Annotated in this window: 18 protein-coding genes; 10 read left to right on the forward strand and 8 right to left on the reverse strand. The window is 64.7% G+C overall.

Going from position 1 to position 21,665, the window contains the following annotated elements; all coding sequences use genetic code 11:
• The first annotated feature begins 20 nt into the window (after positions 1 to 20).
• The 6 genes from rplS (at position 21) to DUGA2_RS05085 (ending at position 6,060) form a co-directional block, all read left to right on the forward strand.
• Positions 21 to 407, forward strand: a complete 387-nt coding sequence (gene rplS / locus DUGA2_RS05060; RefSeq protein ID WP_008446022.1) for a 50S ribosomal protein L19 — start codon at positions 21 to 23, stop codon at positions 405 to 407.
• A gap of 87 nt (positions 408 to 494) precedes the next feature.
• Entirely contained in the window at positions 495 to 1,163 is a 669-nt protein-coding gene (locus DUGA2_RS05065) for a CoA pyrophosphatase (RefSeq protein ID WP_070267606.1), read from the forward strand.
• Between the two features lie 55 nt (positions 1,164 to 1,218).
• Positions 1,219 to 2,187, forward strand: coding sequence for a CobD/CbiB family protein (locus DUGA2_RS05070; RefSeq protein ID WP_070267608.1), 969 nt, complete (start codon positions 1,219 to 1,221; stop codon positions 2,185 to 2,187).
• 224 nt (positions 2,188 to 2,411) lie between these two features.
• A complete protein-coding gene (locus DUGA2_RS05075) occupies positions 2,412 to 2,747 on the forward strand; it encodes a DUF3579 domain-containing protein (protein ID WP_070267610.1) in 336 nt (111 codons plus the stop codon).
• A 94-nt stretch (positions 2,748 to 2,841) separates the two neighbouring features.
• Positions 2,842 to 5,592 carry a pitrilysin family protein gene (locus DUGA2_RS05080; RefSeq protein ID WP_070267611.1) on the forward strand — a complete coding sequence of 917 codons (2,751 nt, stop codon included), beginning with the start codon at positions 2,842 to 2,844 and terminating at the stop codon, positions 5,590 to 5,592.
• A 192-nt stretch (positions 5,593 to 5,784) separates the two neighbouring features.
• Positions 5,785 to 6,060: an acylphosphatase gene (locus DUGA2_RS05085; protein ID WP_083296217.1), complete on the forward strand. Its 276-nt coding sequence runs from the start codon at positions 5,785 to 5,787 to the stop codon at positions 6,058 to 6,060.
• A 16-nt stretch (positions 6,061 to 6,076) separates the two neighbouring features.
• Here the strand turns inward: DUGA2_RS05085 and DUGA2_RS05090 are convergent, their stop codons facing one another.
• Positions 6,077 to 7,684, reverse strand: a complete 1,608-nt coding sequence (locus DUGA2_RS05090; protein WP_286162304.1) for a methyl-accepting chemotaxis protein — start codon at positions 7,682 to 7,684, stop codon at positions 6,077 to 6,079.
• Between the two features lie 248 nt (positions 7,685 to 7,932).
• On the opposite strand from DUGA2_RS05090, the gene DUGA2_RS05095 reads away from it, so the two are divergent.
• Both DUGA2_RS05095 and DUGA2_RS05100 read left to right on the forward strand, forming a co-directional pair.
• Complete coding sequence (locus DUGA2_RS05095) at positions 7,933 to 8,397, forward strand: Rrf2 family transcriptional regulator (protein WP_070267615.1); 465 nt, start codon at positions 7,933 to 7,935, stop codon at positions 8,395 to 8,397.
• Positions 8,372 to 9,292 (forward strand): NAD(P)/FAD-dependent oxidoreductase, encoded by a 921-nt coding sequence (locus DUGA2_RS05100; protein ID WP_070267616.1) that lies wholly within the window; start codon positions 8,372 to 8,374, stop codon positions 9,290 to 9,292. Before DUGA2_RS05095 ends, DUGA2_RS05100 begins: the two co-directional genes overlap by 26 nt.
• Positions 9,293 to 9,364: 72 nt before the next feature.
• On the opposite strand, the gene DUGA2_RS05105 is transcribed toward DUGA2_RS05100, so the two are convergent.
• Positions 9,365 to 12,037: a TonB-dependent receptor gene (locus tag DUGA2_RS05105; protein ID WP_070267618.1), complete on the reverse strand. Its 2,673-nt coding sequence runs from the start codon at positions 12,035 to 12,037 to the stop codon at positions 9,365 to 9,367.
• 406 nt (positions 12,038 to 12,443) lie between these two features.
• Between DUGA2_RS05105 and DUGA2_RS05110 the strand changes: the two genes are divergently transcribed.
• Both DUGA2_RS05110 and DUGA2_RS05115 read left to right on the forward strand, forming a co-directional pair.
• Complete coding sequence (locus tag DUGA2_RS05110) at positions 12,444 to 13,199, forward strand: GntR family transcriptional regulator (protein WP_070267619.1); 756 nt, start codon at positions 12,444 to 12,446, stop codon at positions 13,197 to 13,199.
• Between the two features lie 14 nt (positions 13,200 to 13,213).
• Positions 13,214 to 14,536 (forward strand): glycoside hydrolase family 18 protein, encoded by a 1,323-nt coding sequence (locus tag DUGA2_RS05115; RefSeq protein WP_070267620.1) that lies wholly within the window; start codon positions 13,214 to 13,216, stop codon positions 14,534 to 14,536.
• 41 nt (positions 14,537 to 14,577) lie between these two features.
• Here DUGA2_RS05115 and DUGA2_RS05120 read toward each other — a convergent pair whose 3' ends face one another.
• The 6 genes from DUGA2_RS05120 to DUGA2_RS05145 form a co-directional block, all read right to left on the reverse strand.
• Entirely contained in the window at positions 14,578 to 15,882 is a 1,305-nt protein-coding gene (locus DUGA2_RS05120) for a hypothetical protein (RefSeq protein ID WP_070267623.1), read from the reverse strand.
• A gap of 105 nt (positions 15,883 to 15,987) precedes the next feature.
• Positions 15,988 to 17,154 (reverse strand): ABC transporter ATP-binding protein, encoded by a 1,167-nt coding sequence (locus DUGA2_RS05125; protein WP_070267625.1) that lies wholly within the window; start codon positions 17,152 to 17,154, stop codon positions 15,988 to 15,990.
• Between the two features lie 4 nt (positions 17,155 to 17,158).
• Entirely contained in the window at positions 17,159 to 18,463 is a 1,305-nt protein-coding gene (locus tag DUGA2_RS05130) for an MFS transporter (protein ID WP_070267626.1), read from the reverse strand.
• A 26-nt stretch (positions 18,464 to 18,489) separates the two neighbouring features.
• Positions 18,490 to 20,004: a glycoside hydrolase family 3 protein gene (locus DUGA2_RS05135; protein ID WP_070267628.1), complete on the reverse strand. Its 1,515-nt coding sequence runs from the start codon at positions 20,002 to 20,004 to the stop codon at positions 18,490 to 18,492.
• The gene (locus tag DUGA2_RS05140; protein ID WP_070267629.1) at positions 20,001 to 20,807 is read right to left on the reverse strand and encodes a carbohydrate ABC transporter permease; all 807 of its coding nucleotides are present in this window, start codon (positions 20,805 to 20,807) and stop codon (positions 20,001 to 20,003) included. The genes DUGA2_RS05135 and DUGA2_RS05140 overlap by 4 nt, the downstream gene beginning before the upstream one ends.
• Complete coding sequence (locus DUGA2_RS05145; protein ID WP_070267631.1) at positions 20,804 to 21,664, reverse strand: carbohydrate ABC transporter permease; 861 nt, start codon at positions 21,662 to 21,664, stop codon at positions 20,804 to 20,806. Before DUGA2_RS05145 ends, DUGA2_RS05140 begins: the two co-directional genes overlap by 4 nt.
• Between the last annotated feature and the right edge of the window lies 1 nt (position 21,665).

Genomic DNA, 21,665 nt, shown 5'->3' on the forward strand with positions numbered 1-21,665 from the left:
TGGTTTATGGAGTCATCTAAATGAATCTGATTCAACAACTCGAGCAAGAAGAAATCGCTCGCCTGGGCAAAAGCATCCCTGACTTTGCACCTGGCGATACCGTGATCGTCAACGTTAACGTAGTCGAAGGCACCCGCAAGCGCGCCCAGGCTTACGAAGGCGTGGTCATCTCCCGTCGCAACCGTGGCCTGAACTCGAACTTCATCGTTCGTAAGATCTCGTCCGGCGAAGGCGTCGAGCGTACCTTCCAGCTGTACTCCCCGCTGATCGCTTCGATCGAAGTGAAACGCCGCGGTGACGTACGTCGCGCTAAACTGTACTACCTGCGTGATCGTTCCGGTAAATCGGCACGTATCAAGGAAAAACTGCCAAACCGTCGCCCAGTGGCGAAAGCAACCGCCGCTTAATAGCTGCGTTTGTGTTTGGATAGAAGGGGGCGCATTGCCCCGAAAAGGGCGCCACTGGCGCCCTTTTCTTGCATGTGGAGGTAATGTTTGGCACAGCCTTTGTTCGATCCGAAAGAACTCCCCGTGGACGCCATCGCCGGCGAGCCTGCGGTCGCGCCGGAGCGTTTGACGCCCGCGTGGTTGCGCGGCCGCTTCATCGAGCAGCCGTCGTGGACGCCCGAGGGCGCCGAGGAATCGCTGGGCAGCCTGTCGCAGCGGCCGACGCCGACGCCGGCCTCGGTGCTGATCCCGCTGGTGCAGCGCGAGGCCGGCCTGACCATCCTGCTGACCCAGCGCACCGCGCACCTGACCGATCACGGTGGCCAGATCAGTTTTCCCGGAGGCCGCGCCGAGGACTACGACAGCGACGCGGTCGACACTGCGCTGCGCGAGTCGGAGGAGGAGATCGGGCTGGCGCGCCGCCACGTGGACGTGCTGGGCATGCTGCCGAAGTATCTGACCGGCACCGGCTATTGCGTCACGCCAGTGGTGGGATTGATCGCGCCGCCGTTCGAGCTGACCGCCGATCCGTCCGAGGTGGCGGAAATTTTCGAAGTGCCGCTGGCCTTCCTGATGGACGGACTGAATCACCAGCGGCTGTCGGTGCAGCTGCCGGGCGGCCGGCGCAGCTTCTACGCGATGCCGTACGGCGACTATTACATCTGGGGCGCCACTGCAGGCATGCTGCGCAATCTGTTCCATTTCTTGCGTGCATAGTCACACTACGCTATCGTAGCGGGCATCAAGGCATTGCCGACTCAAAGGACGTTTAATGACATTTCTTTCCATTCTATGTGCGCTGCTGATCGAGCAAATGAAGCCGCTGCGCGCGGACAATCCGATCTACGCTGAAATCAAGAGCCTGGCGTTGCGGATGGAGACCTGGTTCAATGCCGGTCACTCGACCCACGGCCGCATGGGCTGGTTCCTGATGATGGCGATCCTGATGGTGCCGACGGCGCTGATCTACTGGGTGCTCAAGCATTACAACTGGTTCCTGGCTGCCTTCGCATGGAACGTGCTGATCGTCTACCTGACGCTGGGCTTCCGCCACTACAGCCATTACTTCACCTCGATCCAGCTGGCGCTCAACGCCGGCGATGACGCCACCGCGCGTGCCTTGCTGGCCGAGTGGACCAGGCAGGACACGGTGGGCATGGAAACCTCCGAGATCGCCCGCATCGCCGTCGAGAAGTCGCTGATCACCACGCACCGCAATGTGTTCGGCGTGTTCTTCTGGTTCCTGATGCCGCTGGGCCCTGCCTGCGCCGTCATGTACCGCGTGGCCGAGCATCTGGCGCGCGCGTGGAACGAGCCTGAGCACATGCGCAACGAGGCCTTCGGCCAGTTCGCGGCGCGCGCGTTCTACTGGATCGACTGGATACCGGTGCGGCTGACGGCGGTGGCTTTCGCCGTGGTCGGCAATTTCGAGGACGCGATCTACGCGTGGCGCAACTTCGCCCACCGCTGGGCGGATGAGGCGATCGGCATCATCCTGTCGGCCGGCGGCGGCGCCATGGGTGTGCGCCTGGGCTCGCCGGCGGAGAATGCGGCCAAGGTCTTGCCTGCCGATGCATCCACGGTGGACCTCAGCGATGAGGAACCGGACGTGCTGCCGGGCGAGGAGCCAAGCGTGCGCGCCTTGCAAAGCACGGTGGGCCTGGTGTGGCGCGCCTTGCTGCTGTGGATGATGTTGTTATTGCTGTTGTCGGGCGCAGTCTGGCTCGGAGCGACCCCTTAAGCGGGTACAATAGCGGCATTGCTGTGGTGCAGAATGATGATTATTCTGCACCAAAGTGGTTAATCGCGCTGGAATCTGGATTGAAATCAATGACTTACGTATTCAGGTCTTCTATAAGATATAATACGTAAGATTCTTACAGAATGATATCCGCCCGTCCGACCAAGCCGGGATCTTCCACGCATTCTTGTTACCAACAAGTATCTACTCCTAAGCAGCCGCCTATGGCAGAGTCAGCGAACAAACCGTCAGAACAGCAGGATTCGTTCTTCATCCTCGGCCAGACCAGCAATGGCAGGCAGTTCCGTCCCAGCGACTGGGCCGAGCGCCTGTGCGGCGTGATGTCCTGCTTCAAGCCGGAAGGCTATGGCGGCGGACGCGACTCCCATTTGCAGTTCTCGCCGTATGTCACGCCGACCGTCATCAATGGCGTCAAGTCGGTGGTGGTCAACGGCAAGTTGCGCCAGCTCGAACCGCTGGCCTATCACTTCGTCATCTCCTTTGCCAAGGACAACGACCTGCAGATGGTCGACGCCTGCATCCTGCCTGAAAAAGCCTGACCCTTCCCGTGTTTTAAAATTTGCTTAAGCGTCTACCCACGAGGGCGGGGTAGGGCGTATGCTGCCTGTTCTTCAGTTTTTTTCGCGAGAGACCATGCACACCAGCCGTTTGAAACACGTCGCCGCCGCCAGCCTGATGCTGTGCGGTTTGTCCTTTGCCGCCACCGGCAGCGCCTGGGCGCAGGCCTTGCCGGCCGGCGTGGTCAAGGGGCCGTCGGTCGAGGGCATCAGCGAGTACCGGCTGCCGAACGGTTTGAAGGTGCTGCTGTTTCCCGATGCGTCCAAGCCGACGGTGACGGTCAACGTTACCTATCTGGTCGGCTCGCGCCACGAGAACTACGGCGAGACGGGCATGGCCCACCTGCTGGAGCACATGATGTTCAAGGGGGCGCCGAAGAACCGCAGCATTCCGCAGGAATTCGCCAACCGGGGCATGGAGTTCAACGGCACCACTTCCTACGACCGCACCAACTACTACGAGGTGTTCCAGGCCAGCCAGGATAACCTGAAGTGGGCGCTGGATATGGAGGCGGACCGCATGGTGCACTCCTTCATCGCCCGCAAGGATCTCGATTCGGAAATGACGGTGGTGCGCAACGAGTACGAGAGCGGCGAGAACGATCCGTTCTCGGTGCTGTTGAAGCGCATGCAGAGCGTGGCCTATGACTGGCATTCTTACGGACGCTCGACCATCGGCAACCGTAGCGATATCGAGAACGTGCGTATCGAGAACCTGCAGGCGTTTTATCGCACCTACTATCAGCCGGATAACGCGGTGCTGCTGGTGGCCGGTAAATTCGAGCCGTCGCAGACGCTGGCGTGGATCAGCAAATCGTTCGGCGCGATCCCGAAACCCAAGCGCAGCCTGCCGCCGTTCTGGACGGTCGAGCCGGCACAGGATGGTGAGCGCAGCTTCGTGGTGCGGCGCAAGGGCGATATGCAGGTGATCGCGCTGGGCTACAAGATTCCGTCGGCGCTGCAGCAGGATAGCGATGCGCTGAGCTTCATGTCCGAGATCCTGGGCGATACGCCGACCGGGCGGCTGCACAAGGCGCTGGTGGAGAGCGGCAAGGCGGCGCAGGTGTTCAGCTTCGGCCAGACCGGTTATGCGCCGGGCTTGCAGATCATCGGCGCGGTGGTCAAGGCGGGCCAGCCGCTGGGGCCGGTGCGCGATGCGCTGATTGCGACGGTGGAGGGCTTCGCCAGCACGCCGCCTACTGCGGAGGAGATGGAGCGGGCGCGGCGCAATTTCGCCAATGGCATCGAGAAGGCGCTCAATGATCCGCAGCGGGTGGGCGTGAGCCTGTCCGAGGAGATCGCGCTGGGCGACTGGCGTTTGTTGTTCGAGGGCCGCGACAAGCTGCCGAACATCACGCCGGAGCAGGTGGCCGCTGCGGCGGGGCGCTATCTGAAGCGCGACAACCGCGTGGTCGGCAGCTTCGTGCCGGAGGATGCGCCGCTGCGCGCGGAGATTCCTGCGGCGCCGACGGTGGCGGAGGTGATGAAGGATTTCAAGGGCAAGGACAGCGTGCTGACGTCGGAGGTGTTCGATCCTAGCCAGGCCAATATCAATGCCCGCACCGAGATCAGGACCATCGGCGGCTTGAAGGTGGCGCTGCTGACCAAGAAGAACCGGGGCGAGTCGGTGTCGGTGGACTTGCAGCTGCATTGGGGCGACGAGAAGAATCTGTTCAACACGGCCATCGTGTCGAACGCCGCCAGCGAGATGCTGATGCGCGGTACCAGCAAGTACAGCCGCGAACAGTTGGCCGATGCCTTTGCGAAGCTGAAGATCTCCGGCAGCCTGTATCGCTTCGATACCACCGGGCCGAATCTGGATGCGGCGCTGCGGCTGGTGGCTCATGTGTTGAGGGAGGCCAGCTTCCCGGCGGCGGAGTTCGAGCAGTTGCGCCAGCAGTGGCTGGTGGCGATCGAGGCGTCGCGCAACGAGCCGCAGTCGCTGGCGCGCACGGAGGTGGACCTGTATTTCAACCATTATCCGAAGGGCGATGTGCGGGCGCCGATGACGGTCGATGAGCAGCTGGCGGCGGTGAAGGCGTTGAAGCTGGAGGATGTGGTTGCCTTCCATCGCGCGTACTACGGCGCCAATCATGGCGAGCTGGCGATCGTCGGCGATTTCGACAAGGCGGCGGTCGGCAAGACCATCGCCGACAGTTTCGGCGGCTGGGACAGCAAGGTGGCTTATGCGCCGATCACTTCGGCCAACGAGGACAAGGCGCCGCTGCACAAGACGATCAATGCGCCGGACAAGGAGAACGGTTTCTACACGGCGCGCTTGAACCTGGACCTGAACGTCAACGATGCGGAGTATCCGCTGCTGGACCTGGCCAATTACATCTTCGGCGAGGGCGGGTTGAAGTCGCGGCTGATGGATCGCATTCGTCAGAAGGATGGTTTGTCCTATGGCGGCGGTTCGGGTTTGCAGCCGGGTGAGATCGACCGCGCCGGCAGCTTCGGCATCGACGCCATCGCGGCGCCGCAGAACCTGAAGAAGCTGGAGGCGGCGATCCGGCAGGAGCTGGAGCGGGCGGTGAAGGATGGCTTCACGGCCGCCGAACTGGCGGGCGCGAAATCCGGGCTGTTGCAGCAGCGTGTGCAGAACCGTTCGAAGGACAGCGTGCTGGCTGCCGGGTGGACGCGCAATCTGTACATGAATCGCACTTACAGCTGGAGCAAGGAGTACGAGGACAAGCTGAAGGCGGCCACGCTGGCGCAGGTCAATGCGGCCTTCCGCAAGGCCATCGATCCGGCCAAGCTGACGGTGGTGACTGCGGGCGATGAGGCCAAGGCCAAAGGTGCGGCGGCTGCCGTGAGTGCGAAGTAGTTGGCATTAATGGATGTCGTCCAGCATGTCGTGGGTGCGTCGGCTGGCGTCAGGGGCGCTTTGGCGGAGAGCTCGTTCTGGCGGGCGCGCAGTTGGGCGGCTGGAAAGCAGAGGGCCGAAATAGCATCGTCCGGCGAAGGGTCGTGCAGCCCTAACCCCACCCTGTATTCTGTCGGCAATTTGGGAGCGATGATGATTCGATTGGTGGTGGAAGGCCGGGTGCAGGGCGTTGGTTATCGCGCTGCGTTTGCGGAGCGGGCGAGGGCGCTGGGCTTGTCCGGCTGGGTGCGCAATCGCCGCGATGGTTCGGTGGAAGCCGCGGTGGATGGCGAGACGCAGGCCATCGAGGCCATCACCGCGTGGGCAAAACGCGGCCCGCCGGCAGCCGCGGTTGTCAACGTCGCCATCGACCAGGACTGCCAGCCGTACCCGGCGCGCGGCGACTTTACGATACTGCCCACGCTGTAACGGCGCAGGCATCAGCTCACGTGCCGAGCTGCAGCTGCAGGGCCATGGTGCGCTTGGCCGGGATGCGCTGCGGCTTGGGTATCGCGTGGGCGCGAGCGGCATCGGTCTTGAACACGCTGACGGCCGCGGCGAGGTGGCTGGCTTGCTCCTGCAACGATGCCGCCGCCGCTGCCGCTTCTTCCACCAGCGCGGCGTTCTGCTGAGTAACCTGGTCCATTTGCATGACGGCGTCGTTAATCTGTTCGATGCCCGACGTTTGCTCCTGGCTGGCGGCGCTGATTTCACCGATCACGTCCGCCACGCTCTGGATGCTTTGCACTATGGCCTGCATCGCCGAACCCGCTTCTTCCACCTGCCGCGTGCCGCTGCCGACCTTGTCGACGGAGTCATGGATCAAAGTCTTGATTTCCTTGGCGGCGGCGGCCGAGCGCTGCGCCAGGTTGCGCACCTCCGTCGCCACCACGGCGAAGCCGCGTCCCTGCTCGCCGGCGCGCGCCGCCTCGACGGCGGCGTTCAGGGCCAGGATGTTGGTCTGGAACGCGATGCCGTCGATGACGCTGATGATGTCGACAATTTTTTTCGATGAGTCGTTGATGCCCGCCATGGTCTGGACCACCGCCGCCACCACCTTGCCGCCTTTGTTCGCCGTATCGGACGCCGAGATGGCCAGCTGATTTGCCTGGCGGGCGTTGTCGGCGTTTTGTTTGACGGTGCTGGTGAGCTCCTCCATCGCCGACGCGGTTTCCTCGAGGGCGCTGGCTTGTTGCTCGGTGCGGGAGGACAAGTCGAGATTGCCGTTGGCAATTTCCGTTGAGGCCGCAGCGATGGTGTCGGTCCCGCTGCGCACCTTGCCGACGATATTGAGCAGACTGTCGTTCATTTCCTTGAGCGCCTGCAGCAATTGCCCGGTTTCGTCGGACGACTCGATCTGGATGTCGCCGGTCAGGTCGCCGGCGGCGACCGTCCTGGCCAGTTTCACGGCACGCCCCAAGGGGCCGGTGATCGAGCGGGTCGTTGCCAGAGCGGTCAGCACGCCGATGGCCACCGCGGCTGCTACCAGTCCGAGCATGTAGGCCAGCGTGCTGGCGTAGAGCTCTGAGGCGGCGGTCTCGTCCTGGCTGCTCTTGTGCTGTTGCAGCTTGTCGAACTCGTCCAATGTGTTCTGCAGCCTGGTGGTGGCGGGGATGGCTTCCTTGAGCAGCAAGGCGATGGCCTCGTCCCGGTCGGACTTGAGCAGCAAGGCGAAGCGATTGTTTGCCGCGCGTACCGTGGCCAGTTCGGTTTTAATCCGCCCCAACAAAGCCGTGCCGGCATCGTCGAGCGGCATTTTCGCCAACTCGCCGTAGGCCGCGTCGAAGCGGACGCGGGCCGTGTCGATTTTCTGGTGCTGGCTGTCGGCCTCGGCATCATCGGACAATAGCGCAATGGTGCGGGTTACACGGCCGACGATGTGAATCGAGGTCGACATTTCCTCGATCAGTTCGATCTTCTTCATGTTGACGTCGACAATATGGTGCAGCGCGTCGTTTGACTTGCTCAGACTGTACACGGCCTGGCCGGCAATGGCGATCAGTAAGGCGAGGACGATGGCAAATCCCCCACCCAGCCGTACTCCGATTTTCATGTCTGTGATTTTCATTTTTTTTCCGATCGTGAATTACCATCCCGCTGCGGCCGATGGTAAGAGGGTCAACTGATGAAAATTTGATAGAAGTGGCACAGGGGCAGGGTGCTCACCTTGAATAAATAATTTATTCGTTTATTTCGTGTTATTTGATAAATTCAGTTTCTCACGGACAATTTAAAAATGCAAGTTAAATCGACAGGCTGTCGGGTCGGCACGCTTTCCGATTATGTACTATCATTAGTTACATGAGACGAGACAGCAAACTATCCTCCATCCTGCACGTGCTGCTGCACATGGCGCACGCCGGGCGGCCTTTTACATCCGACGAGCTGGCGGGCTTCCTCGGCACCAATCCGGTGCTGGTGCGGCGCGTGCTGGCCGGGCTGCGCGAGCGCGGCTACGTGGGCTCCGGCAAGGGCCACGGCGGCGGCTGGAGCATCACCTGCGACCTGAGCAAGGTGACGCTGCGCGACATCTACGAGGCGGTCGGTTCGCCCACGGTGTTCGCGATGGGGAACCGTGACGAGCATCCTCAGTGCCTGGTGGAGCGCGCCGTCAACGACGCGCTGTCCAGCGCCTTCGATGAAGCCGAGGCTTTGCTGATCGAACGTTTCAAGGACGTGACGCTGGCCGACCTGTCGGCCCGCTTCAACGACGGATACGCCAATCACAAAGGAGCTTCCCATGCACATCCCCCATCCGGCGACTGAATTCGACGCCGTCGTCATCGGCGGCAGCTACGCCGGCCTGTCGGCCGCGATGCAGCTGGCGCGCGCCCGCCGCCGCGTGCTGGTGATCGACGCCGGCCAGCGCCGCAACCGGTACGCCCAGCATTCGCATGGCTTCCTTGGGCAGGACGGCCGCGAGGCCGCGGCCATCGCCGCCGACGGCCGCGCGCAGCTGATGAAGTATCCGACGGTGCGCTGGATCGAAGGCTCGGCCACGCAGGCGAGCCAGACGGCGCAAGGCTTCCGCGTGACGCTGGGCGACGGCAGTGCGTTCGGCGCGCTGCGGCTGCTGCTGGCGACCGGCGTGGTCGACGAGCTGCCGCCCATCGCCGGACTGGCCGAGCGCTGGGGCAGCAGCGCCTTCCACTGCCCGTATTGCCACGGCTATGAATTGATGGAGGGCGCGATCGGCGTGCTGGCGACCGGCCCGCTGTCCATCCACCACGCGATGATGCTGCCGGACTGGGGGCGGGTGACGTTCTTCCTCAACGGCGCGTTCGAGCCGGACGAGGCGCAGCTGGCGGCGCTGGCGGCGCGCGGCGTGGCGATCGAGCGCACGCCGGTGCAGGCGATAGCCGGCCATGCGGCTGTCCGTTTGCAGGACGGCCGCAGCCTGGAGATGGCGGGCTTGTTCGTACTGACCCGCACCCACAGCGGCAGCCCGCTGGCCGAGCAGCTGGGGTGCGAGGTGGAGCAGGGGCCGACCGGTTCGCATGTGCGGGTCGATGCGATGAAGGCGTCCAGCGTGGCCGGCGTGTTCGTGTGCGGCGACGCCGCGCGCATGTTCGGCAATGTGGCGCTGGCCGTGGCCGACGGCGCGATGGCCGGCGCCGCCACGCATCAGTCGCTGATCTTCGGGCTGGCCGCCGCCGCGTAGGCGAAAAAAAACCCGCCAGGGCCGGGACAGCCCGTGGCGGGGAACAGACTACACAATGAAACGGTTGACGACTTAGTACTTGCCGTGCAGAGCGAAGTACACCTGACGGCCATTCTTGTACAGCGAACCTGGCAGGTCCATCGCGCCTGGCGTGTGGATGACCGAACGCACCAGCGGGTTGTTCAGGTCCTTGCCGTCCAGCGTGATGCTGTAGTTGTCGTTGATCTGATAGGCGATCGATGCCGACAGCGTGCCGATAGGCGCCTGGAAGGCGGCGCTGTTGCGGCTGGTGCCGTTCAGGAAGCCCGAACGCCAGCTGTACGTCAGGCGGGCGCTGAACTTGCCCTGCTCGTAGAAGGCGCCGACGTTGTAGGCGTTCTTCGAGGTGCCGATCAGGGTGCAATCGGCGTTGGTCAGCGCGCCGCATGGCGAACCAGGCGCCTTGCCGGTTTCCGCACCCAGCGTGTAGGTGTAGTTGGCGTTCACGCCGAAGCCCTTAGGCAGCTCCTGCACGTAGGCGAACTCCAGGCCCTTCACTTCGGCCGTGGTGTTGACCGGGGTGCTGACCTGGTACACGGTGTTCTGCTTTTGCAGCTGGTTGTAGAAGGTCGCGGTGCTCTTGCCGTAGGTGACGTAGCCATCCAGCGCCGAGTAGAAGGCGCCGGCCGACAGCATCGATTTCGGCGCGAAGTACCACTCCAGGCCCAGGTCGAAGTTGTTGGCGCGGATAGGGCGCAGGTCCGGGTTGCCGACGTTGCCGGTGCCCTGAACGTCGCGCAGGTCGACGCCGGCCATCATGCCCAGTTCGGGACGGGCCATGGTGCGGCTGGTGCTGAAGCGGCCGACCAGATCCTTGGTGATGTCGAGGCGGAAGTTCGCGCTCGGCAGGAAGTCGATATAGCTGTTCGAGTAGCGCTTAGGCTCGAAGCCGCCCGATGGGCCGATCTCGTAGCGGTTCACTTCTTCGGTGGTGTGCACCACGCGCACGCCGAAGTTACCCGACAGGCTCTCGGTGGAGAAGTTGCCCATCACGTAGGCCGACTGGGTCGGTTCCTTGATGGTGAACTCGCTCTGTTTGAGGTCGCCCGAGTAGTTGCCATATTTGCTCAGCCAGCCGTTGACGGCGTCCTGCGAGAAGGTCCAGTAGCCGGCGCCTTTGGCGCCCAGGTCGTTGAAGTCGCTCGGGAAGGCGGTCAGGCCGGACATCGGCAGGTTGGCCGCCGAATCGAGGCCCGGCAAGGCGTTGATGCCGATCGAGGTCAGGTCGCGCTTGTGTTCCGCAACGCGGCCGCCGAACTGCAGCGAGTGCAATGAGCCCCAGTCGGTTTTCAGCGTGCCGTCCACCTGGCCATAGGTTTCCTTGTCGTTCGCGGTGACGTGCGAGCCGTAGGTGTATGGCGTGGCCTGGTTGCCGCCGATCGAGAACTTGTCGGCGCCCGGGGTGTTGTAGATCACCGGCGAACCGGCGCCGCTGATCGAGTAGCCGCCGCCGGTCCATGGCATCCAGACGCCCAGCGCGCCGCTGACGGTGTTGCCCAGGCCCTTGGTGGTGCCGAGCTTGCCGTTCAGGGTCAGCACTTCGTTGACGCGCCATTTGGCGTCGAGGTTGACGAACTGCGACTGGCTCTCGGCCACGGGACGGCTGAACTCTTCCTGTACCGCGCTGGAGATGCTGGCGCAGGCGGTGCAATTGGCCGGTACGGCGGCGTTGAGCTGGGTCACGACGCCGTTGGCCGTGGTGCCGGTGATGGCGCCGTTCGGGTAGTTGCTGGCCAGCGTGGACGAGGACAGGAAGCGGCCCACCGACTGCATGAAGTTGTGGTTGATGTTCGGAGCGTCCAGGTGCGAATGGAAGGCCGTCAGGTCCAGCGTCAGGTCATTGCTGGCCTTGAGCTGCACGTCGACCAGGCCGCCGTTGCGGGTGCGCTTCTGTTCGAACCAGGCGGTGCCGCCCAGGTAGCTGCCCATGGCGCCGGTGGAACCCGCGATGGATTTGGCGATCGGGCTGCCCGCTTCGACGCGGTCGTACCAGATCTGGTTTTCCTGGCCGACGCGGCTCAGCGTGCGTTTTTCATGGAAGCCTTGCACCAGGATGCCGAGGGTGTTGGTGTCGTTCTTCCAGGCGACCATGGCGTTGATCTGCGGATCGGTCTTGCCCGAGTTGGACGAGTTGACGCCGCCGATGCTGAACTGGGCGTTGAATTGCTTCTTGAAGTCCAGCGGCTTGCGGGTCTCGATGTCGACCACGCCTTCGGCGCCGCCTTCGAGCAGGTCCGCCTGCGCGCCCTTGTGCACGGTGACACGGCCGATCAGTTCGGAAGGGAACAGCGAGAAGCTCACGCTGCGGCCGCCGCCGACGATGTTGTCGGCGAACCAGTCGCCGCTCGAGACCGAGTGGCCGTTCAGGGTGGTCAGGGTCAGGCCGAACGGGGTGCCGCGCAGCGCGACGCGGTCGTTCTCGCCGAACGAGCCTTCGCCGCCGCCGGCCGCCGCCACGCTCACGCCTGGCAGGCGCTGCAGCGAGTCGGCGACGTTCTTGTCAGGCATCTTGCCGACGTCTTCGGCGGTGATCACTTCGACCAGGCTGTCGGAGTTGCGCTTCTGGTTCAGCGACTGCTGCAGCGAGGCGCGGATACCGGTGACGATCACCTGTTCCGGCGCTGCCGCTTCCTGCGCCTGGGCCGTGATGCCGGCGCCCAGGATCAGCAAACCGACCGCGGTGGCGATAGGCGTGCGTTTGGACATTTTCGTATTATTTGAATTGTGGTACATGTTCCCTCCCGTTGATGAGGCTCCGCCGAGCCTACTGATTGTTGATGTGTCTCTTATCTACTTCTTTACAACCACTTACAAAACCAATCCAACGCCAATATACCCGTCTTTTAATACCAGATCACTACCACTTTGAAATTCTTTTTTGTTATGTTGTATGCAGCATACACACTGTTGCTTTGGTAACTATTCCATACCGGCTCTGCGGTGGTATGGAGCCGGGGTGTGTGGCGCTACAACAGGCGCAAACCCAGCATCCATGCGGGTTGGCGCGGTGGTGGTCAAAATATTTGGCAGCAGGGGCGGGGACGGGGGCGGCGCGCTGGTCTTTTTTTGGTATTATCGATTGACAACGACAAGACAGGATGCGTGCAGCGTTATGGAAAGCAATCCAATCAGCCCACTGGTACACATCCGGGCGCACCTCAATGAGACCAGTCACCTTCCCCTGTACCAGCGCCTGCAGCGGGCGCTGCGCTCGGCGATCGAGCAGCATTTGCTCAAGCCGGAGGACGCGCTGCCGGCCGAACGCCAGCTGGCGGCCGACCTGGCGATCTCGCGCATCACGGTGCGCAAGGCCATCGACGGCCTGGTCGGCGAGGGCGTGCTGGTGCGCCGGCCCGGCTCCGGCAACTTCATCAACACCCGCATCGAAAAGAACTTCGCCAAGCTGACCTCGTTTTCCGAGGACATGCGGGCGCGCGGGCGCACGCCGCGCAGCGTGTGGCTCAAGCGCTCGGAAGGCACGGTGACGCCGGACGAGGCGATGCGGCTGCGGCTCAGCCCCGGCGCCGCGGTCTACCGCTTCCACCGCATGCGCTACGCCGACGATGTGCCGATGTGCCTGGAGTACGCCACCATCGTCGCCGCGTGCCTGCCGTCGCTGGAGGCGGTCGACACCTCGATGTACGACGCGCTGGAGCGGGCCGGCAACCGGCCGGTGCGCGCGCTGCAACGGCTGTCGGCGCTGCTGCTCAATGCGGAGCAGGCCCTGCTGCTGCAGGCGCGCGAGGGCGACGCCGGGCTCGCGGTCGAGCGGCTGGGCTTTCTGCGCGACGGCCGCGCGGTGGAGTTTTGCCGCTCCTATTTTCGCGGCGATATGTACGACTTCGTGGCGGAACTGAACGCCACCTGACCTTGCAAGGACTTATGAACTCCTACCGTTTGAAGCGTCCGGCGCTGGCGCTGGCCGGCGTGCTGGCCTGCGCGCCTTCGCTGGCCGCAGCGCCGCTGGCCGCACCTGAAATCGTCGGCTACTACCCCGGCTGGAAGTCGGACGCCTTCCCCGTCACCGCCGCCAACGTCGGCGCCGGCAAGCTGACGATGGCGCTGTACGCCTTCCTCGACGTCTGCTGGGACGGCAAGCATGGCAACGCCGACCCCACGGTCAACGATGTGGCGCCGTGCCAGGACGCGGCCGGCGAGGCGTCGTCGGCCAACGGAGCGCTGGTGTTGCGCGATGCCGCCAGCGACGGCGCCAACCTGCGCGCGCTGGTGGCGCTGAAGCGGCGCCACCCTGGCTTCAAGGTGGTGGTGTCGGTGGGCGGCTGGAACTGGTCGAACCGGTTTTCCAACCTGGCCGATGCGCCGGCCGCGCGCGCCGCCTTCATCGCCTCGGCGGTGAAGACGATGCGCCGCCACGGCCTGGACGGCATCGACATCGACTGGGAATATCCGGGCGAGGCCGGCGTGCCTTGCGTGGCGGGCGAGGTGTGCGCGCGGCCGGCCGACAAGCGCAACTTCATCACGCTGGCGCGCGAGCTGCGCGCCGCCTTCGACGCGGCCGGCCGGGAAGACCGCAGGCATTACAGCATCACCATCGCCGCCGGCGGCAACGCCAACTACGTCAACGACGGCGGCGCGGCCAGCGGCTGGCTGCGCGAGCTGGCCTCCAGCCTGGACTGGATCAACATCATGGCCTACGACTACCACATGCCGTGGGAGCGGCGCAGCGGCCACCACGCGGCGCTGCACGGCGACGCCCGCGACCCGGCGACGGCCGACGGCTTCCATGCGGCCGGTTCGGTGCGGCGCTATCTGGCGGCCGGGGTGGCGGCGCGGCAGCTGGTGCTGGGCGTGCCGTTCTACGGCTACGGCTGGAAAGGCTGCCCGCCGGGCGCCGACGGCGACGGCCAGTACCAGGCCTGCGACGGCGGCGCCACGGGCGGCGTGGACGGCGGCAATTCGTATGGCTACGGTCATCTGCTCAAACAGGGCTACCTGGCGCCGGCCGGCGCCGGGGACGGTGCCGGCGGCAATGGCTACCGGCGCTACTGGAACGCGGCGGCCAGGGCGCCGTATCTGTACAACGCGGCGCAGCAGGTGTGGATCACCTACGAAGATCCGGCGTCGCTGAAGGAGAAGGCGGCGTATATCAAGGCGCAGGGGCTGCGCGGGGCGATGTTCTGGGAGCTGAGCGCCGACGGCGGCCATCAGTTGCTGAACGCCTTGTCGTCGGCGATGCGGCGATAATGCGGCGATAAAAAAAGCCGGCGCTGGGCCGGCTTTGCTGATTACTTGGCTTCCGCCGGTGCTGCTTTTGGCGGGTTCTGGTACATGATCCAGTAGCGCGCCAGGTCGCCGCGGCCGTCGTTGCCGCTGATGGTTTCCAGCAGCTTGAGCGACTCGTCCTTCTTGCCGGCGATGGCCAGCGCGTAGGCCAGGCGCAGCTTGGCGTCTTCCGGATTCTTGGCCACGCCCTTGGCGACGCCTTGCTTCATCAGGTCGATGCCCTTGTCGGCCTGGCCCAGCGTCACATAGTTGTAGCCCAGGTTGACCAGGCCGACGCCGTCCTTGGATTTCATGGCCGAGTCGATGCCCTTGTCGATGTTTTTCGCATCGTCGGCGGCGCCCTTGTTGGCGCTGTCGCGGATCTTCTGCAGCGCGGCCTTGTTCTTGTCGTTCGGGATGGCGCCAGGGTAGCCCTTGTCCATGGCGATCTTCGCTTCGGTGAAGAAGCCGCCCAGCACCGCCAGTTCGGCGATCTCGGCGTAGTCTTCCGGCTCCATCTTCGACGGTGCGGCCAGCGCCTTCAGGCGGGCGATGTCGAGGTCCAGGCGCGGCGCGTAGGTCTTCTTGCCGCGGGTGCGGTTCAGCAGGTCGAACCAGTAGTCTTCGCTCGGGTAGTAGCGGGTCAGCTCTTCCACCGCTTGCAGATACAGCTCGGTGTCCTTGGTCTTGATGCCGACGTTGCCCAGCAGGTTAAGCTCGTCCTTCGGCGGCGTGGCGCCGGACTTCTTGGCGGCGGCGACGTCCTTCAGCGCTTCGGCCTTGGCGGTGGCGAAATCGTCCTTGAAGAAGTAGGAGCGCACGATGAACTGGCGCTGCTTGAGCGTGTCGCCCGACTCGGTGCCGTAGCGGTTGAACCAGACGATGGCCTGGTCGTAGTCCTTGATCTGGCTGTAGTAGATGCCGGCGACGGCGTCGATGAAGCGCAGCTTGTCTTCAGGCTTGAGGCGGCCGGAGTCGATCATCGCGGCCAGCGCCTTGACGGTGCCCGGATAGTCGCCGCTGGCCTGGCCCAGTTGCACGCGCATCTGGTTCAGGATGAACTCTTCGTACGGCGTCACGTTCGGCATGGCGGCCGCGGTGTCGATGCGGGTCTTGAATTCGGTGTAGTTCTTGGCTGCCAGCAGGTCTTTGGTCTGGGCCGGGTCGATCAGTTTGAAGATCTCGGGACGCACGGCATCCTTGGGCGGCTCGGCCGGTTTGGCGGCTTCGGCGGCGTAGACAGGGGACATGCCCAGCATGGCCGGTGCGGCATTCAGGCCGATGGCGGCCAGGATCAGGCTAATACGAGCGAGACGAGTGTGGGACATGAATTATCCTTCTATCAAACAATTTAGAGGGCCGGCGGGTACGCCATGCCATCGCGACAGTGTAAACCCGCGTATTGTTACATAAAACCGGGGCGTATTACGAATTCAAGCGTGTGCCGGAGCGCGCGCCAGCGCCCGGCCTTCGGCGTTAAATAACAGGCAACGCGACGGCGGCAGGTGCACGCGGGTGCGGCTGCCGGCGTGCAGCGGCGGCGCCTCGGCGGCCTGCTTGACGGCGATCATTTCGCCCGCGCCGGCCAGCGTGGTGTAGACGATGGACTGGTCGCCCAGGTATTCGACGTGGCCGACGCCGACGTCGATGGCGTTGCCCTGCTGCGGCGCGGCGATGGACAGGTGCTCGGCGCGCACGCCCAGCGTGACGCGGTCGCCGCGCTGGGCGCCGGCGCCGGCGCCTGTTCCGCCACCTGTGCCGCCACCTGCGCCGCCACCTGCGCCGCCTTCGGCCGCGACGTCGACGTCGACGATGGCGCCGCCCGGCAGCAGCACGCTGGCCTGGCCGGCCGACACCGCGATGATCTCGCCGGCGATGAAGTTCATCTTCGGCGTGCCGAGGAAGCCGGCCACGAACAGGTTGGCCGGATGGTTGTACAGCTCATGCGGCGTGCCGACCTGCTCGATGCGGCCGGCGTTGAACACCACGATGCGCTGGCCCAGGGTCATCGCCTCGACCTGGTCGTGGGTGACGTAGATCATGGTGGTCTTCAGCTCCTGGTGCAGGCGGCTGAGCTCCACCCGCATCTGCACGCGCAGGCTGGCGTCCAGGTTGGACAGCGGCTCGTCGAACAGGAACACTTCCGGCGTGCGCACGATGGCGCGGCCGATGGCCACGCGCTGGCGCTGGCCGCCGGACAGCTCCTTGGGCCGGCGCTTGAGCAGCGGGGCGATCTGCAGGATCGCCGCCGCGCGCTCCACCGCCGCCGCCACCTCGGCCGGCTTGCGGCCGGCCAGCTTGAGCGCGAAGGCCATGTTCTCGTACACGGTCATGTGCGGGTACAGCGCGTACGACTGGAACACCATGGCCAGCTTGCGCTGCGCCGGGGCGATGTCGTTGGCCAGCACGTCGCCGATGTGCAGCGTGCCGCCGCTGATCGGCTCCAGGCCGGCGATCATGCGCAGCAGGGTGGACTTGCCGCAGCCGGACGGGCCGACGAAGACCATGAATTCGCCGTCGGCGATATCGAGGTCGACGCCGTGGATCACGGCCGTCTGGTCGTAGCGCTTGACGATCTGTTTGAGGCTGACGCTGGCCATCCGCTTAGCCCGCGCGCACGGCCGCTTGCGGCGCCGGCTCTTCCTGCGCCTGCGGCCGCGCCGTCATCGGGATCAGTTGCGACAGCACCGCCACCGGGATCGCGCACAGCATCACCCAGATGAAGAAGTGCTGGTAGCCCAGCGAGATCTGGATGTCGCCGCTGAACAGCTTGAACAGCACGAAGCCCAGTTGCATGATGCCGGTCGAGAAGGCGTAGTGCGCGGTCTGGTATTTGCCCGGCGCGACCACCTGCATCATGTACAGGATCAGGCCGACGAAGCCGAAGCCGTAGCCGAACATCTCGACGCTGAGCGCCACGCCGATCACCGACAGCTCGGTAGGCTGGAACACCGACAGCAGGTAGAACGCCACGTTGGGCAGGTTGACCGCGAGGATCAGCCACAGGATGGCGCGTTTGAGGCTGAGCCACGAGGTGAAGTAGCCGCCGGCGATGCTGCCGACCACGAAGGCCACGGTGCCGACGGTGCCGTACACGGCGCCCACTTCGGCGGTGGTCAGGCCCAGGCCGCCGAGGTTGCGCGCCTCGCGCAGGAACAGGGGGCCGATCGACTGCACCTGCGCCTCGCCGGCGCGGAACAGGATGATGAACACGATCGAGATCCAGATGCCGGGCTTCCTGAAGAATTCGACGATCACCTCCCGCAGCGTGCGGGCGATGGCGCCGGCGTTGGTGTCGGCCGTGACTTCGTTCATCGCGGTCGGCAGCGCCCAGCTGTTGTACAGGCCTAGCGCCACCATGATGACGGCCAGGATGCAGAAGCAGATGGTCCATGCCGGCACCACGCCCAGCGTCTTCTCGAAGTGGCCTGCCAGCAGCAGCAGGCCGCCGGTGGTGAAGAACTTGCCGGCGTTGAAGAAGGTGCCGGTCCAGCCGGCGTACTTGGCCTGGCCTTTTTCATCCAGGCTGGAGATGTACAGGCCGTCGCAGGAGATGTCGTGCGTGGCCGACGAGATGCCGACCAGCGCGAGCATGGCCATGCAGGCCGCGAACCAGAACGGCGCGTGCAGCGCCAGCGCCACGCCGCCCAGGCACAAGCCGCCGAAGATCTGGAAGCCGACCACCACCAGCTTCTTGCTGCTGGCCAGTTCCAGGAAGGGACTCCACAGCGGCTTGAAGACCCAGGCGAAGCCGATCAAGCCGGTCCAGTGATTGAGCTCGTCGTTGGGCACGCCCATGCTCTTCAACATCTGGTTGGCGACGATGGCTACCGCGAAGAACGGCAGGCCCTGCGCCAGATACAGGCTGGGAACCCAGAACTTCGGATTGCGTATTTTATTGTTGTCCATATTGCCTCCTCCCCCTGATTGATTGGTTATGCGAAGCCGGGCACCGGTGCGTTGCCGGTGGCTTCCAGTTCGCCGCTTAGCCAGCCGTTGACCGCGTCCAGCGCCGGCTGGGCGAAGCCGTAGGTCATCAGCGATGGCGAGTCGATGTCCAGCGCCTGGTACGGATTCCACAGCGCCAGGTGCAGGTCCGGCTTCCACGTGGTGCGCGCATGCTCGCCGTAGCGCAGGCGCGAGGTCGAGGCCAGGATCGTGAAGCGGCCGTCCTGCGGCAGGGCGCTCCAGTCGAAGGTGTCGGCGTCGGCGAAGGTGGTCAGTTCGACGTCGTACAGGCGGCGCAGCGATGCGGCCACCGCTTCGGCGGGCACGCCGGCTTCGGACACGCCGTCGCTGACCACGTCCTGGCGCACCACCAGGCGCACCTGCGCGCCGGCGGCCGGACGGGCCGGCGCGCCGTAGGCGGTGAGGCTGCGGCGCCAGCCTTCGGCCATCACCACGCGGTCGGCGGCGTCTTCCTTGTAGGAGCGCGGCTTGCATGGATAGGCCAGCGCCAGCGACGCCAGGCGGTCCAGGCGCTGCTGCACTTCCGCCATGGTCAGCTCGCCCGAGGCGATGGCGGCGGCGATGGAGTCCAGCGTTTCGTTCTGCGTTTCGGTGGTGCCCAGCGCCATGACCATGTCGGCGCCCGCGGTCAGCGCGCGCACGGCGGCGTTGCCCACGCCGTAGCGGCCGGCGATGGCGTGCATGTCCATGCCGTCGGTGATGACGACGCCCTTGTACTGCCACTCATCGCGCAGCAGGCCGGTGAGGATGCGGCGCGACATGGTGGCAGGGTTGTCCGGGTCCAGCGTCGGGTAGACGATGTGGGCGGTCATCATGGCCGGGGCGGCGCCGGAGGCGATGCGGAACGGCGCCAGTTCCAGGCGGTCCAGTTCCTCGACCGGCTTGTTCACGGTCGGCAGGTCGCGGTGCGAATCGACGTTGGTGTCGCCGTGGCCGGGGAAGTGCTTGACGCAGCAGGCCACGCCTTCCGCGTGGCTGCCGGCCATCCACGCCATCGCCAGTTCGGCGGCGCGTTGCGGCTCGGCGCCGAAGGAGCGCTCGGCGATCACCGGGTTGTGCGGGTTGTTGTTCAGGTCTAGCACCGGCGCGAAGTTCCAGTTGAAGCCCAGCGCCTTGACGGCGCGCGCGACGGCGGCGCCGGTGCGGTAGGACAGGTCGGTGTCGTCGGCCGCGCCCAGGCCCATGGCGGCCGGCGGCGCAGGCACCCAGGTCGAGCGCACCACGGCGCCGCCTTCCTGGTCGATGCCGATCAGCGACTCGGGGCCCATGACGGCGCGCAGGTCGGCGGTCAGCTTGCCCAGCTGTTCGGAGTCGGTCATGTTCCCGCGGAACAGGCAGACGGCGCGGATGCCGTTGGCCTTGATGAAGTCGGCGGTGGCGGCATCGAGCACGGTGCCGGGGAAGCGGATCATGATCAGCTGTCCGGCGATCTGTCTAAATTCGCTGAGGTCGTTTTGGGTTTGGGTCACGAGTTGGTTCATTTAACAGCTCCGTCCATGCCACGCATGAAGAATCGTTGAGTAAAGAGGAAGGCTGCCAGCGTGGGCAGGATGGTCAATATGGTGCCGGCGGCGATCACGCGCGTGCTGCTGCCGAAGGTGCCGCGCAAATACAGCACGCCCACCGACAGCGGGAATTCGTCAGGCTTGCTCATCACGATGGATGGCCAGATGTATTCGTTCCAGGCTTCCACCGCCGTCAGGATGCCGACCGTGGCCAGCCACGGCGCGATCAGCGGCAGCATGATCTTGCTGAAGATGGTCCATTCGGAGGAGCCGTCGACGCGGGCGGCGTCGATCAGGTCTTGCGGCACTTCCTCGAAGGCTTGCTTGAGCAGCAGGATGGCGACCGCCGTGACGACGTTGGGCAGGATCACGCCGGTGTAGGTGTCGACCAGGCTCAGTTTCGTCACGGTGATGAAGTTGACCAGGAAGTTCACTTCCGACGGCAGCACCAGCGTGGCGAGGATCAGGCCGAACACCAGCTTGCGGCCCTTGAAGTGCATGCGCGCCAGCGGGTAGGCGGCGGCCGAGCACAGGGCCAGCTTCCAGAACACGGTGCAGGCGGCGATGAAGACCGAGTTGCGGAAGAAGGACCAGATCGGAATCGCCTTGAACACTTCGATGAAGTTGTCGAAGGAGGGCTGGTTCGGCCAGAAGGTCGGCGGGAAGGCGAAGATGTTCCCTTCGGTGGAGACGGCCGTCACCAGCGTCCACCAGAACGGGAACACGCAGACGACCGCGATCGCGCAGAGCAGCAGGTAGTGGGTGATGGTCTTCATCATCGGTGTTTGGGCTTGATATAGCGCAGGCAGAGCAGGGCGATGCCGATGCAGAAGATGGACATGACGAAGCTGGCGGCCAATGCGCGCGGCAGCTTCAGGTGTTTGAGGCCCTGGTCGTAGGCGTAGTACAAGCCGGTGAAGGTGGAGTTCATCGGGCCGCCCTGGGTCAGCACGTCCACTTCCTGGTAGGCCTTCAAGGCGGCCAGCACGGACAGGATGGTGCAGACCATGATGGTGGGGCGCAGCATCGGCACGGTGATCTGCCAGAAACGCTGCCAGCGGTTGGCGCCGTCGAGGATGGCCGCTTCCTGCATGTCGGCGGGGACGGCCTGCAACGCGGCCAGGTACATCACCATGTACCAGCCAAGTCCGCGCCACAGCGTCACGAACATGATGGCGAACAGCGCCAGGCTGTCGTTGGAGAGCCAGCCGACCGGTGCGCCGACCAGCCGCAGGGTCGTCAGCACGTAATTGAGCGCGCCCTGTTCGTGGAACATGAAGCCCCACATGATGCCGACCACCGAGACGGTGGTGACGACCGGTACGTAGAAGGCCGCGCGGAAGTAGCGGATGCCCGGTAGCTGGTTGTTGACCAGTACCGCGAGGCCGAGCGCGCCGATCTGCACGAAGGGCACCATCAGCAGGAAGATCAGCGAGTTTTTCAGGCCGGTGACGAACATCTCGTTGTCGAAGATGTAGCGGAAGTTGTCCAGGCCTACCCAGTGGGTGTCGCGTATCAGGCTGTAGTCGGTGAAGGCGAGGAAGGAGCCGAAGGCCACCGGCCAGAACGAGAATACGGCCAGCAGCGCCAGCGCGGGGGCGAGGAACAGCCAGGCGGTCAGGGTTGTGCGGCTCATC

It is taken from the genome of Duganella sp. HH101 (assembly GCF_001758795.1).
In the GTDB taxonomy this organism is placed as follows: domain Bacteria; phylum Pseudomonadota; class Gammaproteobacteria; order Burkholderiales; family Burkholderiaceae_D; genus Rugamonas; species Rugamonas rivuli.